This window comes from Amycolatopsis sp. cmx-4-54, from assembly GCF_046548895.1.
Classification (GTDB): domain Bacteria; phylum Actinomycetota; class Actinomycetes; order Mycobacteriales; family Pseudonocardiaceae; genus Amycolatopsis.
This window is the reverse complement of the sequence record NZ_JAEBEJ010000002.1, coordinates 936,546-951,445: the sequence shown is the minus strand read 5'-3', so window position 1 is coordinate 951,445 and position 14,900 is coordinate 936,546. Positions and strand designations below refer to the sequence as shown.

The 14,900-nt window shown below is 69.7% G+C and carries 15 protein-coding genes; 2 read left to right on the top strand and 13 right to left on the bottom strand.

Annotation, left to right across the window (positions count from 1 at the left end; all coding sequences use genetic code 11):
* Positions 1 to 235 precede the first annotated feature (235 nt).
* The 6 genes from ACLJQ7_RS09875 to dacB all read right to left on the bottom strand — a co-directional run bounded on the left by ACLJQ7_RS09875 (position 236) and on the right by dacB (position 6,989).
* Positions 236 to 1,591, bottom strand: a complete 1,356-nt coding sequence (locus ACLJQ7_RS09875; protein ID WP_410647783.1) for a WXG100 family type VII secretion target — start codon at positions 1,589 to 1,591, stop codon at positions 236 to 238.
* A 17-nt stretch (positions 1,592 to 1,608) separates the two neighbouring features.
* Positions 1,609 to 1,971 (bottom strand): hypothetical protein, encoded by a 363-nt coding sequence (locus ACLJQ7_RS09870; RefSeq protein WP_410647781.1) that lies wholly within the window; start codon positions 1,969 to 1,971, stop codon positions 1,609 to 1,611.
* Positions 1,972 to 2,115: 144 nt separating this feature from the next.
* Positions 2,116 to 2,679 carry a hypoxanthine phosphoribosyltransferase gene (gene hpt / locus ACLJQ7_RS09865; RefSeq protein ID WP_410647780.1) on the bottom strand — a complete coding sequence of 188 codons (564 nt, stop codon included), beginning with the start codon at positions 2,677 to 2,679 and terminating at the stop codon, positions 2,116 to 2,118.
* Positions 2,680 to 2,880: 201 nt separating this feature from the next.
* Positions 2,881 to 3,843: a tRNA lysidine(34) synthetase TilS gene (gene tilS / locus ACLJQ7_RS09860; protein ID WP_410647779.1), complete on the bottom strand. Its 963-nt coding sequence runs from the start codon at positions 3,841 to 3,843 to the stop codon at positions 2,881 to 2,883.
* Complete coding sequence (locus tag ACLJQ7_RS09855; protein WP_410647897.1) at positions 3,840 to 4,868, bottom strand: zinc-dependent metalloprotease; 1,029 nt, start codon at positions 4,866 to 4,868, stop codon at positions 3,840 to 3,842. The genes tilS and ACLJQ7_RS09855 overlap by 4 nt, the downstream gene beginning before the upstream one ends.
* A gap of 108 nt (positions 4,869 to 4,976) precedes the next feature.
* Positions 4,977 to 6,989 carry a D-alanyl-D-alanine carboxypeptidase/D-alanyl-D-alanine-endopeptidase gene (gene dacB / locus ACLJQ7_RS09850; protein WP_410647778.1) on the bottom strand — a complete coding sequence of 671 codons (2,013 nt, stop codon included), beginning with the start codon at positions 6,987 to 6,989 and terminating at the stop codon, positions 4,977 to 4,979.
* A 167-nt stretch (positions 6,990 to 7,156) separates the two neighbouring features.
* Between dacB and ACLJQ7_RS09845 the strand changes: the two genes are divergently transcribed.
* The gene (locus tag ACLJQ7_RS09845; RefSeq protein ID WP_410647777.1) at positions 7,157 to 7,675 is read left to right on the top strand and encodes an inorganic diphosphatase; all 519 of its coding nucleotides are present in this window, start codon (positions 7,157 to 7,159) and stop codon (positions 7,673 to 7,675) included.
* A 101-nt stretch (positions 7,676 to 7,776) separates the two neighbouring features.
* Here ACLJQ7_RS09845 and glyA read toward each other — a convergent pair whose 3' ends face one another.
* From glyA to ACLJQ7_RS09815, 6 genes are all read right to left on the bottom strand, one after another.
* Positions 7,777 to 9,045 (bottom strand): serine hydroxymethyltransferase, encoded by a 1,269-nt coding sequence (glyA, locus tag ACLJQ7_RS09840; protein WP_410647776.1) that lies wholly within the window; start codon positions 9,043 to 9,045, stop codon positions 7,777 to 7,779.
* Positions 9,046 to 9,235: 190 nt separating this feature from the next.
* Positions 9,236 to 9,562: a hypothetical protein gene (locus tag ACLJQ7_RS09835; RefSeq protein ID WP_410647775.1), complete on the bottom strand. Its 327-nt coding sequence runs from the start codon at positions 9,560 to 9,562 to the stop codon at positions 9,236 to 9,238.
* Positions 9,559 to 9,990 (bottom strand): uL11 family ribosomal protein, encoded by a 432-nt coding sequence (locus tag ACLJQ7_RS09830; RefSeq protein WP_125797578.1) that lies wholly within the window; start codon positions 9,988 to 9,990, stop codon positions 9,559 to 9,561. The genes ACLJQ7_RS09835 and ACLJQ7_RS09830 overlap by 4 nt, the downstream gene beginning before the upstream one ends.
* Before the next feature lie 33 nt (positions 9,991 to 10,023).
* Positions 10,024 to 10,545 carry a gamma carbonic anhydrase family protein gene (locus ACLJQ7_RS09825; protein WP_410647774.1) on the bottom strand — a complete coding sequence of 174 codons (522 nt, stop codon included), beginning with the start codon at positions 10,543 to 10,545 and terminating at the stop codon, positions 10,024 to 10,026.
* 86 nt (positions 10,546 to 10,631) lie between these two features.
* Positions 10,632 to 11,858: a M14 family metallopeptidase gene (locus ACLJQ7_RS09820; RefSeq protein WP_410647896.1), complete on the bottom strand. Its 1,227-nt coding sequence runs from the start codon at positions 11,856 to 11,858 to the stop codon at positions 10,632 to 10,634.
* A gap of 115 nt (positions 11,859 to 11,973) precedes the next feature.
* The gene (locus tag ACLJQ7_RS09815) at positions 11,974 to 12,561 is read right to left on the bottom strand and encodes a TetR/AcrR family transcriptional regulator (RefSeq protein ID WP_410647773.1); all 588 of its coding nucleotides are present in this window, start codon (positions 12,559 to 12,561) and stop codon (positions 11,974 to 11,976) included.
* A gap of 123 nt (positions 12,562 to 12,684) precedes the next feature.
* Between ACLJQ7_RS09815 and ACLJQ7_RS09810 the strand changes: the two genes are divergently transcribed.
* Positions 12,685 to 13,149 (top strand): GreA/GreB family elongation factor, encoded by a 465-nt coding sequence (locus tag ACLJQ7_RS09810; protein ID WP_410647772.1) that lies wholly within the window; start codon positions 12,685 to 12,687, stop codon positions 13,147 to 13,149.
* Between the two features lie 210 nt (positions 13,150 to 13,359).
* Here ACLJQ7_RS09810 and ACLJQ7_RS09805 read toward each other — a convergent pair whose 3' ends face one another.
* Entirely contained in the window at positions 13,360 to 14,892 is a 1,533-nt protein-coding gene (locus ACLJQ7_RS09805; protein ID WP_410647771.1) for a PstS family phosphate ABC transporter substrate-binding protein, read from the bottom strand.
* Positions 14,893 to 14,900: the final 8 nt, after the last annotated feature.

Here is a 14,900-nt window from a genome sequence, read left to right as displayed (position 1 = left end):
CATCCGCCCCTAGTGTCTGTTGGTGAACCCGCGTCCGCGATCGGCGTCGGCAGGACGCTGCTTGATCAACTACCTCACGACCGCGGACGAGGCGTCCTGCCACCGCGATAGCGGGGCCTTCGGCCGGGGCGGGTTCAGGCGTGGTCGCCTTTCGGCATCCACCTTCCTCCGCCGGCCCCCGAACAAGTCAGCGGGCGCGCGGCCGGATCGGCCGCGCGCCCGGTGAGAAACCGCTCTAGCGTTCGTCGTCTTCGGTCCACGCGCCGATGACCGGCGGCGGGGTCGCCTCGTTGGCGCCGAAGGCGTCGTCCGGGTCCGGCTCGATGAGGAACGACGCGTGCGTGTGCTCCTCTTCCTGCTCGGCCTGCGCGCCGTGCGCACCCATGCCCATGCCGCCGCCCATACCGTGCATCGGCGGCGCGGCGCCACCGATGGTGCCGCTGGAGGACACGATGCCTTGCTGCGGCACGGCCTGGGACGCGGCGCTCTGCGCGGGCCCGCCCTTCTCGGTCGCCGCGGCGTCGGTGCTGTCGGTGTCCTTGGCGCCGGACTTGTTGCCCTGGCCGAGCGCCTTGGCGCCCGCGTAGCCGAGGCCGCCGCCGAGCGCGGCCGCGGTGAGGGCCTGGCCGAGCCCGTTGCCGCCGCTCGCCGGGGCGTGCGGGGCGATCGGGGCACCGGCGCCGGACGCGACGCCCGCACCCGGCGCGACACCGGCGGCGGGGCTGTAGCCGGCCTGCGAGAAGACGCCCGAGTCCGGACCGGCGTGGACGGGCGCACCGGCGCCGCCCTGCGCGCCACCGTAACCGTGCGTGCCGGCGAAGACGGGGGTTCCGGAGACGGCGCCCGAGTTGAGGCCTCCGCCGGCGATGTTGCCCACGCCGCTGAACGACGCGCTGTTGTGCGTCGCGGTCGGCTTCATGCCGAGGGATTCGGGGCCGAAGCTCGGGGTCGAGCTGTCGACCTCGCTCATCTCCTTGGTGTAGGCCTCGAGGAACCTGGCCTGCTCCGCCCGCACTTCCTTGTCCTGGTCGGCGAGGGGCTTCTGGTCGGTGATCATGCCGATCGGGCCCGCCGCCAGCGCCTGGCCCATGGCCTTCTCGGGGCTGTAGTCGGTCGGCTTCGGCATGAGCTTGACCTTGGTGGCGGCGTCGGCCTGCTTCTGCAGCCTGTCCGACATCGTCTGCGCGGCCTCGGAGGCCTGCGAACCCGAGTTCGCGATGGCGACCAGCGAACCCTGCGCGGCCGCGGCGCCCTGTCCGATCCAGGCGGCGCCCAGTTCGGAGATCGCGTTGTAGAGGTCGTTCGACGCCTGGCTCAGCTTGCTGCCGTGCGAGCCCCACGACTGGCTGATGCCGGTCGCCGTGCTGGGGTCGTTGCCGATGTTGGCCTGGTTCCACAGGTCCTGGCTGCTGGGCGCGCTCTCCCAGTTCGGCGGGTTGGTGATGGCGCGGTCGGCGCCGATGTCGAACCCGTCGGACCGGCCGCGCGCCGAGGAGACGATGCTCTCGGCGTGCGAGTTGTCGCCGAGCTGGACCGGCGTGGTGCTGCTGCTGCTCTCGCCGTAAGAGTCGGCGCTGTGCTTCGGTGGCATGGCTTTCTGACTCCCCCTCAGACGTTACGGAACGGCTGGGCCGCGTCCTGGTCGATCTCGTGGTAGCGGGCCATCGCCGTCACGATGCCGGACTCGGCGGCCTCGTACTGCTGGTAAAGGTTCTGGAGCGCGGCCGCGTACGAGTCGCCTCCGCCGTCGGCACGGTTCGCCACCTTCGCGGCGATCGCGTTGCCGACCGGGTTGTTGCCCAGCTTCGGCGCCTGCCCGAGGTCGCCGGCCCGCTGGAGGAGGGCCTCGATGGCGTCCTTGCCGGTGCGGATCTTGTTCAGGACGGTCTGGGCCGCGTCAGGGTCGATCCCGACCTGACCCTGGGCCGCGGCGTTCTTGAACGCGTTCGCGTCCGCCAAGCTGTTCCCCATCTGAGCTCTCTCCGTTTCCCCCGGGCCAGGCCACGACGGCTGTGTGGCAAAGGTCTTCGCATAGGTTAACGCACTCGAACGCTGCCTATGACGCGTTCTCCGCGCTCAGGGTTCCGTATTTCCGCTCACGCGGGCAAGCGGCTCTCAGGACGTGTAAACGTGCGGGTCCAGGGTGCCGATGTAGGGCAGGTCCCGGTAACGCTCCGCGTAGTCGAGGCCGTACCCGACCACGAATTCGTTGGGAATGTCGAACCCGATGTACTTGACCGGTACATCGACCTTGACCGCCTCCGGCTTGCGCAGGAGCGAGACGACCTCGAGCGACGCGGGGTTCCGGCTCGCGAGGTTCTTCAGCAGCCAGGACAGGGTCAGCCCGGAGTCGACGATGTCCTCGACGATGAGCACGTCGCGGCCGGCGATGTCGCGGTCGAGGTCCTTGAGGATCCGCACCACGCCGGACGACGACGTCGCCGAGCCGTAGGAGGAGACCGCCATGAACTCGAGCTGGGAGGGAAGGGGGAGGGCCCTGGCGAAGTCGGTCATGAACATCACCGCGCCCTTGAGCACGCCGACGAGCAGGAGGTCTCCCCGCCCGGCGCCGGGGCCGTCGGCCGGGTAGTCCGCCGCGACCTTTGCCGCCAGCTCGGCGATCTTGTCGTTGATCTGCTGCTCGGTGACGAGCACGGAGGCGATCTCGCCTTCGTACACGGGACGATCCCCTCTAGGTGGTGGACTGGGGTGCTTCGGCTGAGCCTGTTCGCGGAGCCGGGTCGTATCGATGAATGGTCACCATACGCGTGAACCCGCCACGGCCGGAGGCCCCGCTATCGCGGTGGCAGGACGCCCGATCCACCTCCGGGAGGTGGATGACCAGGCAGCGTCCTGCCGACGTCGATCGCGGACGCGGGTTCACCCGATCGACACCGTGAGCCTGCCATGCGCCCGCGTGGCCACCAAGTCGCCGGGTAGCCAGACCCCGCCCTGACCCCGCCAATTCCCCACCAGAGCGTCGACCGAACGAAGGTGGGCGTCGGTGAGTTCACGGACGCCGGAGTCCAGCAGCCACCTGCGGAGGACGCGTCGCCGCAGCGCGGGCGGTTCGGTGGCGAGCACCGCCACGTCGAGCCCTTCGCCGGTGAAGGCGCGCAGGTGGATCTCGTCCGCGAGTGTGTCCAACGCCTCGGTGTCCTCGCGCAGTTGCGCCGCCGTGCGGGCGAGCGACGCCGCGACACCGCCGGACAGAACATCCTCCAGAAGGGGCAGTACTTCGGTCCGTAACCGGACACGGGTGAACCGCGGATCCGCGTTGTGCGGGTCCTGCCACGGGTCGACGCCGAGCGCCTGGCAGGCCCGGCGGGTGGTGGCACGGGTGACGCCGAGCAGCGGCCGTCCCCACGGCGGGTCGTGCGGCCGCATCCCGGCCAGCGAACGCGGCCCGGAGCCCCGGCCGAGGCCGAGCAGGACCGTTTCGGCCTGGTCGTCGAGGGTGTGGCCCAGCAGAACGAGGCCGCGTCCGTCCGGCAGCGCCGAGCGCAAGGCGCCGTAGCGGGCCCGGCGGGCCGCCGCTTCCGGTCCGCCCGCGCCCTCGACCCGCACCTTCAGGACTTCGGCCGTGCCGGCGCCCAGTTCCCGCGCCGTGTTCGCGGCCCGGGCGGCGGTTTCGGCGGAACCGTCCTGGAGGCCGTGGTCGACGACGAGCGCCCGCACCTTCAGCCCGGCGCGGCCGCCGGTGAACGCGGCCGCTTCGGTCAGCGCAAGGGAGTCTGCGCCGCCGGAGACCGCGACGCAGATCTCGTCGACGACCCCTGCCGACGCCAGGAACTCCCGCACGGCCGTCCGCACGGCCGCGATCGCCGGATCCGGTCCGCTCACCCGTGCAGTCGCCGCACCCAGGCCGCCGGATCGCCGATCTCGGCCCTGGTCGGCAGCGTGTTCGGCGAGGTCCACACCGCGTTGAAGCCGTCCATGCCGACGGCGTCGACGACGTGCTTGGTGAACTTCGCGCCCTGTTCGTACTGGCGCAGCTTCGCGTCCACGCCGAGGAGGCTGCGCAGCACGCGGTCGATCAGGCCGCCGCCCTTGCGCCGGGCGGTGAACCGCGAACGGATCAGCTCGACACTCGGCACGACCTGCGGCCCGACGGCGTCCATCACGAAGTCGGCGTGCCCCTCCAGCAGCGTGGAGAGGGCGAGGAGCCGGTCGAACACCGCTCGTTCGCTCGGCGACTGCAGGAGTTCGGCGAGACCGGCGCCGCCTACCTTGCCCTTGCCGATCTGCTTGATGGTGTCCGGCAGGCGGCCGACCAGATCGCTCAGGCCGTCCGCGTCCCGCCCGGCGAGCCCGCCGATCAGGCGCTCGACCTCGTCGGCGAAGTAGTCGCGCAGCCAGGTGACCGCGGTGAACTGCAACCGGTGGGTGCATTCGTGCAGGCAGACCCACAGCCGGAAGTCGTGGCCCGGAACGTCCATCGCGCGCTGGGCGGCGACCACGTTCGGCGCGACGAGCACCAGCTGCCCGGCGCGGTCCGGCCCGCCGAACGGGTCGTACTGGCCGAGCACGCGGGAAGCCAGGAAGGCGAGCACCAGGCCGGTCTGGACGCCGGCGCCCCCGGCCAGCACGGGCGCCAGCGGGCCGCCCTGCGCCTCCGGCAGCGCACGGCCGGTGAGCGCGTCGAGGCCGGCCGCGGCCGAACGGACCCAGCCGGGCCGGTCGACGACTTCGGCGGGCAGCAACGGCAGATCGAGGCCGAGCCCGGTCAGCTCGCGGACGTGTCCCTCGGCCTCACCGGTCAGGTCACGGAGATCGGCGACGGCTTCTTCGGCCTCTTCGCGGTCGACCACCGGACCACCGCGCACCAGGAGGGCACCCGTCGAGGCGGCCAGGGACCAGTCGACCATCGAACGTGTCTTGGTCGGCGTTTCCTCAGTCACTCTTATGACGCTACCCGCTGGAAGACCGGATTCCGTCCCGACTTCCTCACGCTCCGGTTCCGGTCGCTCACCGAATCACCTGCAGCCGCACTTGTGCAGGGTCGCCGCGACGACGTCGAGCGCGGCCCTGCCCTTGTTCTGGTCCGATCCGGACGACATCAGCGCGAACACCAGCATCCGGCCGTCGGTGTCCAGCACCACCCCCGCCAGGGTGTTCACCCCGGACAGCGTCCCGGTCTTGCCTCGCACCCAGCCGCGGCCCGCGGCCGACGCCGGATCGCCGTAGCGCTTCTCCAGCGTCCCGCTGCCGCCCGCGACGGGGAGACCGGCCAGCAGCGGCCGCAGTTTGGCCGTCCTCGGGTCCTTGCCGTCCGGCGCCGCCGCGACCGCGAGGATCTCGCTGAGCACCTTGGCCGGGATCCTGTTCTGGTCGGACAGTCCGCTGCCGTCGTTGATCTGGACGCCGGTGAGGTCGAACCCCGCCTGCTTGAGCACGTCCATCGTCGTGGTCGCGCCGCCGGTGAACGACGCCTCGGCGCCCTTCGCGAGCGCGAGCTGGCGGGCGAGGACGTCGGCCATCAGGTTGTCCGAAAGCTGCATCAGCGAGTTGGCGAACTCCGCGAGCGGCTGGGACTTGACCTCGCCGAGCACCTTCGCGTCCTTCGGCGCCGTCGTCGTACCACCGGCTTGGGCTTCGAGCTTGCCCGCGATCTTCTGGGTCAGCGCGGCCGCCGGGTTCGCGACACGGGCCGCGTGGTCGTTCTTCGGGTCGGAACGGCCGCCGTCGGCCATCACGGGGAGGACCGGCGCCATGTAGGTGTTCCCGGCGGCGGTGTCCTCCGGGTCCCAGCCCTTCGCGGACGTCGGCCCCTTGAACAGGCTGATGTCCAGCTGGACCTTGGAGATCTTGCCGACCGCGGCCTTCTTGACCTGGGCGACGAGGTCGTCGACGTGGGCCGCGCCCGGATACAGCGGCGAGTCCGTGCCCAGCGGCAGCGAGGTCAGCGATGGGTCGCCGCCCGCGACGAGGATGACGGTGCCCGGATCCGCGCCCTGGACGATCTTCGTCGAGAACTGCGTCCCGTGGTCCATCGACAGCAGAGCGGCCGCGACGACGAGGATCTTCGTGGTCGACGCCGGGGTCAGCGGGGTGCCGGAGTTCTTGTCCCACAGGACTTCGCCGGACGCCGCGTCCACGACGGTGCCGGTGAGCGTGCCGAGGTCCGGCGAACCGGCGGGGCCCGCCAGCGCGGCCGCGAGCCCTTCCTTCGTCGGCCCGGCGCCGTTGATGTCCGGCCCGTGCAGGATCCGGGTGATACCCGCGGGTTTGGGGATCTCGCCCTTCGGCGCGTTCGGCGCCCAGGGCAGGCCGAGGCGGTTCGACACCTTCGGCATCGCGGCGGCGCCGCCCATCCCGGCGAGCAGCAGGACGACGACCAGGGTCGTGATCAGCAGGGCCTTGCGCTTGCGCTTCGGTTTCGGCGCGGGCGCGGCCTCGCTTTCGACGGCCGGGGGTTCCTTGGACGGCGGCTCGGGCCGCTGGATGCCGACGGTCGATTCGGAGTCGAAACGCTCTTCGGCGGGCTCGATGCGGACCGGACGCGCGTGCATCGTCGCGGACGGGACCGGCGCGGGAGTCGGCGGCTCGACCCGGCTCTGCTCGGGACGGCGCGGGGGCTCCTGCCTCGGAGGCTCCTGCTTCGGCTCGGGTCTCGAAGGCTCAGCGCCGCGGTCGAACTGGTCCCAGTCCGGTTCGCCATGGTGCTGTGGCTGGACGGGATTGACGAAGAGGGTCTTCGGCTCTTCGCGCTGCTCCGGCTCGACCGGCGTCACCGGTTCGAAGGCGGACCACTTCGGCGTCGGGATCTCCGGAATGTCCGGTTCCTCCTCCACCTCGACGACCGGGTCGAACCACGAGCCACTTTCGGGTGTGACCTTCGGCACTGACAGCTCTTCGGTCTTGCCGTTCGCCATCCCCGTCATGGGCAGCCAGATCGTGGTCTCGCCCTCTCCCTTCGCGCCCTTGGGCTCGGCGGATGAGGTGTCCTTGTCGTCCGACGGCCACCTCGGCGCATCGTTTTCCGGCACTCAACGCTCCTTCGTCCACCGTCCGGGGAAGGGGCCAAGCTCACATACGGCCACATCGATGCGACCACCCGGGACCCCGTGGTCCACACTAGTGAAGACAAGACCATGAACTCGGTGAGCCGTCCGCGACGCCCGCGCGGACCAAAGATGAGAGCAGCGAGGTCGGCGTGGAATTCGACGTCACTATCGAAATCCCCAAGGGGGAGCGCAACAAGTACGAGGTGGACCACAAGACCGGTCGGATCAAACTCGACCGGACGCTGTTCACCGCCACGCAGTACCCCGCCGACTACGGGTTCATCGACGACACCCTCGGCCAGGACGGCGACCCGCTCGACGTGCTGGTGCTCGTCCAGGAGCCGACCTTCCCCGGCTGCCTGATCCGCTGCCGCGCGATCGGCATGTTCCGGATGACCGACGAGAAGGGCCCGGACGACAAGGTCCTCGCCGTCCCGACGAACGACCCGCGGCTGGAGCACCTGCGCGACATCCACCACCTGAACGAGTTCCACAAGCTCGAGATCCAGCACTTCTTCGAGGTGTACAAGGACCTGGAGCCGGGCAAGAGCGTCGAGGGTTCGAGCTGGGTCGGGCGGTCCGAGGCCGAGGCCGAGATCAAGCGTTCGTTCGACCGCGAGACCGACCGGCTGGCCAAGGAGGCCATCGACGGTCCGGCGGCTCACTAGTTTCGGAGTGCCGAAAGGGCCCTTCACCGCATCGCCTGCGGTGAAGGGCCCTTTCGCGTTTAGTCGACTGACTGCGTCTTCACGACGTTGCGAGGAACGACCTACGCCGAGTAGCCCGGGATCGGGAACGGCGCCAGGAACTCGCGGATCTCGGCGGCGATGGTGTCCAAAGCGGACTGTTCCTCGCCCGCCGCCGCGGTGATCGTGCGGTCGATCCACTCCGCGACCTGCGTCTGGTGCTCCGGCTCGAGCCCGCGAGTGGTGATCGCGGAGGTACCGAGCCGGATACCGGACGGGTCGAACGGCTTGCGCGGGTCGAACGGCACGGTGTTGTAGTTCAGTTCGATACCTGCCCGGTCCAGCGCCTGCGCGGCCGGTTTGCCCGGCACGTTCTTGTTCGTCAGGTCGATCAGCAGCAGGTGATTGTCGGTGCCGCCGGACACGAGGTCGTAGCCGCGCTCCACCAGCGCCTCCGCCAGCGCCCGCGCGTTGGCGACGATCGTGTGCGCGTATTCCGAGAATTCCGGCTTTTGCGCCTCGCCCAGCGCGACGGCGATCGCGGCGGTGGTGTGGTTGTGCGGGCCGCCCTGCAGTCCGGGGAACACCGCCTTGTCGACGGCCTTCGCGTGGTCGGCGTCGGAAAGGATCATCGCGCCGCGGGGACCGCGCAGGGTCTTGTGCGTGGTCGTGGTGATGACCTGCGCGTGCCCCACCGGCGACGGATGCGCGCCGCCGGCGACGAGCCCGGCGATGTGGGCGATGTCGGCGACCAGGACGGCGTCGACCTCGCGGGCGATTTCCGCGAACGCCGGGAAGTCGATGGTGCGCGGGATCGCGGTGCCGCCCGCGAAGATCAGCTTCGGCCGGTGCTTCAGCGCGAGTTCGCGGACCTGGTCGAGGTCGACGCGGCCGGTCTCCTTGCGGACGCCGTAGCGGACCGGGGTGAACCATTTGCCGGTCGCGGACACGCTCCAGCCGTGCGTGAGATGGCCGCCGTCCGGCAGCGCCATGCCGAGCACGGTGTCACCCGGCTGCGCGAACGCGAGGTACACCGCCAGGTTCGCCGGGGAGCCGGAGTACGGCTGGACGTTCGCGTGGTCGACGCCGAACACGGCCTTCGCACGCTCGATGGCGAGCTTCTCGACCTGGTCGATGAGCTGCTGGCCCTCGTAGTACCGCTTGCCGGCGTAGCCCTCGGAGTACTTGTTGGTGAGGACGGTGCCCGTCGCCTCCAGTACGGCCTGAGAGACGTAGTTCTCGGACGCGATCAGGCGGATCTTGTCGTGCTGGCGTTTCGCCTCGTCCTCCACGAGCCCCGCGATCTGCGGGTCGGCGGCGGCGAGCGCGGAAAGTTCGGGCTGGTGTGTCATCGGACGTACTCCTGCCAGAGACGGCCGGACCCAGGCGCGCGGTACCGGCCTTGTCGTCGCTTCCCGGTGGTGCTCCACCTCAAATGGCGCCAGTCGCTGGTGCGGACCAGACTAGAGCACTCCGCTCGGGCGCGGCTCGGTGTGCGGACGATGCCCGGCGCACCATCGGCGGCTGCATCCGGCCGTGCGATCACAGAACGCCTGCGCGCAGACGGCGCAGCGTTTGATCCGCCGCCAGCCGCCGAACACGACGAGTTCCGCCAGCCCGGAGGCGCCCGCGGCCCGGCCAGGACGTCACCTGCACCAGGCGCCAGCCGTTCCCGGTCTCGACCAGCCGGGGCGCGGCACCGTTCCCGGCGAGGATCCGGTTGAGCCGATCGGCGGCGGCGCGCTCGTCGGGCAGCGCCGAGACGACCCCGGCGAGCCACGGGTTTCCTTGCGCCAGCAGCCTTTCCGCGACCTCGAGCGCCGGGTCGAGGTCGCGGAAAGGCGGGACGATCAGGTGCTTGCGCGTCACGGTTCTTCGATCGCTACGCCCATCGAGCGGGCCGTGCCCGCGATCGTGCGCATGGCCGCCTCGATGTCGCCGGTGTTGAGGTCCGGCAGTTTCCGCTCGGCGATCCCGCGCAGCTGCTCCTGCGTCAGTTTTCCGGCGACCTCATGCCCTGGACGGCCGGATCCCTTGCCGCCCAACGCTTTTTTGATGAGGAACGAGGCGGGCGGGGTCTTCAGCCGGAGTTCGAAGGAGCGGTCCTCGAACACGGACACGACCACCGGGACGATGTCGCCGCGTTGCGCGGCGGTCGCCGCGTCGTAGGCCTTCTTGACCTCGACGAGGTTCACGCCGGTCTGCCCGAGCGTCTTCCCGAGGTCGACCACCGGCGCGTTGCCGGCGGTCAACTCGAGCGTCGCCTGGTGCGTCTTCTTCTTCGACTTCGGTGCCATGCGCCGAAGCTATGGTCTCCAGTTACTGGAGAGTCAATCGATCGGCTTGACGCTTTCCGCGTGACGGCGCGCCAGTTCCTGGTAGATCGCCGCGTTGTGCTCGACCCAGCCGCGGGCGTTGCCGTCGAGCGGGACGTGCTTCTTCGCCGGGCTGCCCATGGCGACCGTCTCCGGCGGGATGACCATCCCGGGCGTCACCGTGGCGCCAGCCGCGACCAGTGCCTTCGCGCCGATCTGCGCCTTGTCGAGCACGGTCGAGCCGTTCCCGATCAGGGCCTGCTCGCCGACCGTGCAGTCGTGCACGAGGCACTGGTGCCCGACGGTGGCGTTCTTGCCGACCTCGGTCACGCCGCCGTTGACGTGGATGACCGAGTTGTCCTGGACGTTGGCGCCCTCGCGGATGACGATCTTCCCGAAGTCGGCGCGCAGTACGGCGCCGTACCAGACGGAGGCGCCCTTCTCGACGACGACGTCGCCGATCAGGGTGGCGGTGGGGGCGATCCACGCTTCGGGATCCACCTGGGGACGGTGTCCCTCGAATTCGAACATCGGCATGCCCGCACCCTATGCCGAAAATCCGTGAAGGCCCCCTTCCCTACCTTGAGCGCAGGAAAGGAGGCCTTCACGGAAACGCTGGAACGTCAGCCGATGGCGGTGTTCAGGAGGAGGTCCACGGCCTTGTCGTTACGGGTGGTTTCGCGGACGATCACCTCGTCGGGCGGGTAGAAGCCGGGGTTCGATCCCCGCGGGTACATCTCGAAGGTGAAGCTCAGGATCTTGTGGGTGCCCCACATCCAGTCGTCGATCGTCCCGTCCGTGATGTACAGGTCGCTCGACTGCTGTGGCGTGTAGCCGTTCGTCGCCGCCAGCTGACGGCCCAGCGTCTGGAACCGCTGCGCTTCCGCGGCGGTCATGCCGGGGGCGGTGTCGTTGTAGGTGAAGCCGAACGGCCACAGCACGAGCTCCGAATAGGTGTGGAAGTCGATGCTCGCCTTGATCTGCTGGACGCCGCCGATCTTGCGCGAGTTGACGAAGTTGGAGACCGCGCGGGTCTCGGGCGCGGAGAACGCCGAGGGGCCGCGGTAGGTCTCGCTGGTGGTCGAGCCCGACGAACCGCCGCAGCAGCCCCAGTTGTAGGCCCAGTTGCGGTTCGGGTCGGTGCCGTTGCCCTGGCGGTTCTTGCGCCAGTACTTGTAGCTGCCGCCGGAGATGTCGTACTCCGAGCCGTCCGGGTTGACGTTCGGGATCACGTAGATCTCGACGCTGTCGACGAACCGTTTGATCGCCGGATCGGTGGCGTAGCCCCGGGTGAACCGGTTGACGATCCGCAGGCACATCTCGGTGGTGAGGTGCTCGCGGGCGTGCTGGTTGCAGGTGAAGAGGACTTCGGGCTCGTTCTCGTCCGTGGCGACGTTGTCGCTGATCTTGAGCATGTTCAGCGCACGGCCCTGGAACGAGTTGCCGACGCTGCTCAGCCGCGCGATCGAGCCGAAGCTCGACTGGGCGTTGCGCAGCTCCGTCGTCACCTCGGCGTAGTTGTGGTAGCCGGAGTCCGACGGCGGGAAGTCGTTGATCGCGTTGGTGCCGACCTTCTCCGACCTGTCGACGACGCCGCGCTGCTCGACGCGGAAGCCGAGCGAACGGATCTTCGCCGCGTCGCGTGCCTCGCCGATGACCGTGGTGGTGCCGCCGGCCGAGCCGAGGACGTCGACCCCGAGCCGGGAGATCTGGGTGCGCTGCTGCGAGGTCCCGGTGCCGAAGACCTCGTAGATCTGCACCTGCGCGTCCTCGGCCTGCGGGTCCGCGGTCGCCGGACTCGCGGCGACCGGGATGGTGAACGCCGCGACGGCCGCGATCGCCACGGCCATGCACCGTCTTATGCGCATCGTCGTCTCCTAGCTCTCAGGCAGGGAAGGGGAACCTCACCATGGCCGGAGCGGAAAGACCGAACAATCCGTAACGGTACGGATCTAATGCGTATTTCTAGCCGTAGTTCGCGAAACAGAGCGCTTCGATGTCGCCACGCAGTGCGGCGAACGGCCGCCGCCGGACGCGCTGCTGGACGATCGCGCCGAGCAGGTAGGACAGCAGCGCCCGCGCCCGTGCGCGCGGATCTTCGACGTCGAGCGGGGCGAGCAGTTCCGCGAGCAGTTCGGTGATCGACGTCAGCATCACGTCGATGGCCTGAGGATGCTGCGCGCGGCCCGCGGCGATCCAGTACTCGAACCAGAGGAAGGCCGCGTTCGGGCGGCCGGAGAACTCGCCGAGGAAGGCCTCCAGCGCGGCGAAGAGCCGCTCGTCCGGGTGATCGTGCTTCGCCGAAATTTTGCGCAAATCGGCGGTGAACGTTGTGATGTGCGCCGCCATCGCGCGGTCGATCAGGACGTCGATGTCCGCGAAGTAGTAATGAATCGCACTCTTCGTGAGCGGTCCGGCCTCCGCGATCGCGCGCACGGTGCAACCCGCGAGCCCGTCCCTCGCGAGCACGACACGCGCCGCTTCGACGATCTGCTCCTGTTTCTGCAGCTGATTGGGGGAGAGCCGCGCGCTGCGGCCGGGAACGGCGGTCACGAAGTTCCTTACACCAAGTAGTCAGGACGGAAGCCCTGAAGCTTAGGGCAACCGTCCTGTCCGATCACAGCGGGTGAAAAATCTAGGTGGCTAGCCGCCGATCCGTAGCGGACAATGCGCGGCATGGTGACCTCAGGGGACAACGGGTTCAGCCCGGCCGCACGACGGCAGCTGGAGAAGGAACTCGCCGATCTGCGTGCGCAGCGCGACGCGATGGCGCCGCTCGTCGGTGAGCAGGAACGAACCGGCGACGCCGCCGATCAGGCGGAGGTGCTGGACCGCGCGGAGGCCGCCGCGTACCTCGACCGGCGCATCGCCGACGTCGCGGCGAAGCTCGAGCACGGCGGCCGGAACAGCAAGGGTCTGCTGCCCGACGGCACCACCGTCACCCTCAGGTTCGCCGACGGCGACGAGGACGAGCTCCACATCGTCACGATCCCGGGCGAGGACGCCGACGCCTCCACGGTCACGTCGGACAGCCCACTCGGCTTGGCGCTCGTCGGCGCCAAGGAGGGCGACGAGATCAAGTACCGGACGCCGCGTGGCGAGACCAGCGCCACGGTCGTCACCCTGAAGCCGCCCGCCTGACTCGTCCGCGCGTGAAGGTCCCCTTCCCTCTGCTGAGCCGAGGTAAGGGGGCCTTCACGCACTTCGGCCGAGGAGTGCCCAGGTGGGGTTGCGAAAGCCACTTTCGCAACGTTGAAGGTTGCGAAAGTGGCTTTCGCAACCTCTGCGGCCTGCCCAGGTGGTCTGGACGCGCTCCGGGGCGAGCGTCCGGCAAGCGCGTGAAGGGGGCCTTCACGCGCCTGGACGGCACAGCACCGGGTTCGCCAGTTCCGCGCACGGCCGGTGCCCGTGCGACCGGACGATGTCCTTGCCGACCTGATTCGTCAGGTACCGCAGGAAGCTCGCGACAAGCGAGTCGGCCTTCGGCTCGCCGAACGTGTACGCGTACTCGGTCTCCCAAAACGGGTACGCCGCGTGGATCGCGCCCTCCAGGGTCGCCTGGTGGCCGTCGATCCGAACCGGCAGCACGTCCTCGCGTTTCGTGGCCGCGCCCAGTTCGCTGTAGCCGAGGGCGCCCGGCACCCGCGAAACCGCGTCGAGGACGTCGCTGGTGGACGGCTTCGCGCACCGCACCACTCCCGGCTGGGCGCCAGGCGCCGGTTTGAGGCAGTCGTCGGAGTTGTCGCCGGGTTCCCGCTTGCCCGTCAGGATCTGGGCCTCGAACGTCCGCCGCGTGCCGGAGTCCGAATGCCGGTCGACGAGCCGGACCGGCTGGTCCTTGCCGCCGATCTCCCGCCAGTTCGCGATCTTGCCGTCGTAGACGTCGCGGATCTGCGCGAGCGAAAGGTCCTGGACGCCCGCGTCGGCGTTGATCACGAGCGTGAACAGCGAGAACGCGACCGGGCGCGGCAGCAGTTGCGGGAACCCCTCGCCCTTCGCGCCGTCGGAGAACGCCAGCGTGCCGTCGTTCGCCGCCTGGTTCAGGCTGCTGAGGCCTTCCGCGCTCCCGCGGCTGTCGAAGACGAACGACGCGCCCGGGCACGTCTTCGTGTACGAAGCCGTCGCTTCCTTCAGCACCGGCGCGAAGGCCGTCGATCCGGTGATCGTGAGCTTCCCGGACGCGCAGTCCAGCGGCGGCGGCTTCTCGTCGAAGAACAGTGACCGGGTCAGCTGGAAGATGCTGACCACGACGAGGAAGAGGACCAGCGCCATCACCGAACCCGTCGGCCCGGTGCGGCTCTTGGTCTCGCGGAGACTGCCGCCCTTGATCTCGCCGATGACCTGAGGATCGTCGAAGGCGTCGGGCGAGCCGTTGGGGACTCGGTCGAGCACGGCGAGGATCTTGTAGTGCGCGCCGCGGTTCAGCGGCACCCTCGGCAGGTCGATCACCCCCGCCGGCCGTTCGGGATTCTCGTCGCGCGCGCCGAACCCGGAGTCGTCGCCGAAACATTCGTGCAGATGCGGCGAGCTGAGCTCGGTCACCACCATCCCGGCCACGGTGCGGCCGGGGAACTTCACGCGGACGCCGACGGGGTCGTCCGCGTTGACCGCGTAGTCGTCGGTGTCGATGTCGGTGGTGCCGCTGTTCTCGATGCGCAGCAGCACGAACGACGGGTCGACGAGCCGCTCGCCGTTCTCGTGCTGGAGTTGCGCGAGCGCGTCCGCCGACGGCGCGAACCCGCGTCCGGACGCCGTCGGGGTGTCCATCTGCACGCGGTAGCCGAGCCGTTTGCGGCCGACCAGCACGAACTCCCACAGGAACGCGACGGCCGGGACGGCGATCCCGACCACCGCGAGCAGGACGTCCCAGGGAAAGCCTTCCAAGACCAGCC

What these genes read in the sequence shown, in the direction of transcription:
- glyA (WP_410647776.1), bottom strand. Translation starts at nt 9,045, where the DNA reads ATGACACACCAGCCCGAACTTTCCGCGCTCGCCGCCGCCGACCCGCAG.
- ACLJQ7_RS09855 (WP_410647897.1), bottom strand. Translation starts at nt 4,868, where the DNA reads ATGGTCGACTGGTCCCTGGCCGCCTCGACGGGTGCCCTCCTGGTGCGC.
- ACLJQ7_RS09810 (WP_410647772.1), top strand. Translation starts at nt 12,685, where the DNA reads ATGGTGACCTCAGGGGACAACGGGTTCAGCCCGGCCGCACGACGGCAG.
- ACLJQ7_RS09825 (WP_410647774.1), bottom strand. Translation starts at nt 10,545, where the DNA reads ATGCCGATGTTCGAATTCGAGGGACACCGTCCCCAGGTGGATCCCGAA.
- ACLJQ7_RS09830 (WP_125797578.1), bottom strand. Translation starts at nt 9,990, where the DNA reads ATGGCACCGAAGTCGAAGAAGAAGACGCACCAGGCGACGCTCGAGTTG.
- ACLJQ7_RS09875 (WP_410647783.1), bottom strand. Translation starts at nt 1,591, where the DNA reads ATGCCACCGAAGCACAGCGCCGACTCTTACGGCGAGAGCAGCAGCAGC.
- ACLJQ7_RS09870 (WP_410647781.1), bottom strand. Translation starts at nt 1,971, where the DNA reads ATGGGGAACAGCTTGGCGGACGCGAACGCGTTCAAGAACGCCGCGGCC.
- ACLJQ7_RS09820 (WP_410647896.1), bottom strand. Translation starts at nt 11,858, where the DNA reads ATGGCCGTGGCGATCGCGGCCGTCGCGGCGTTCACCATCCCGGTCGCC.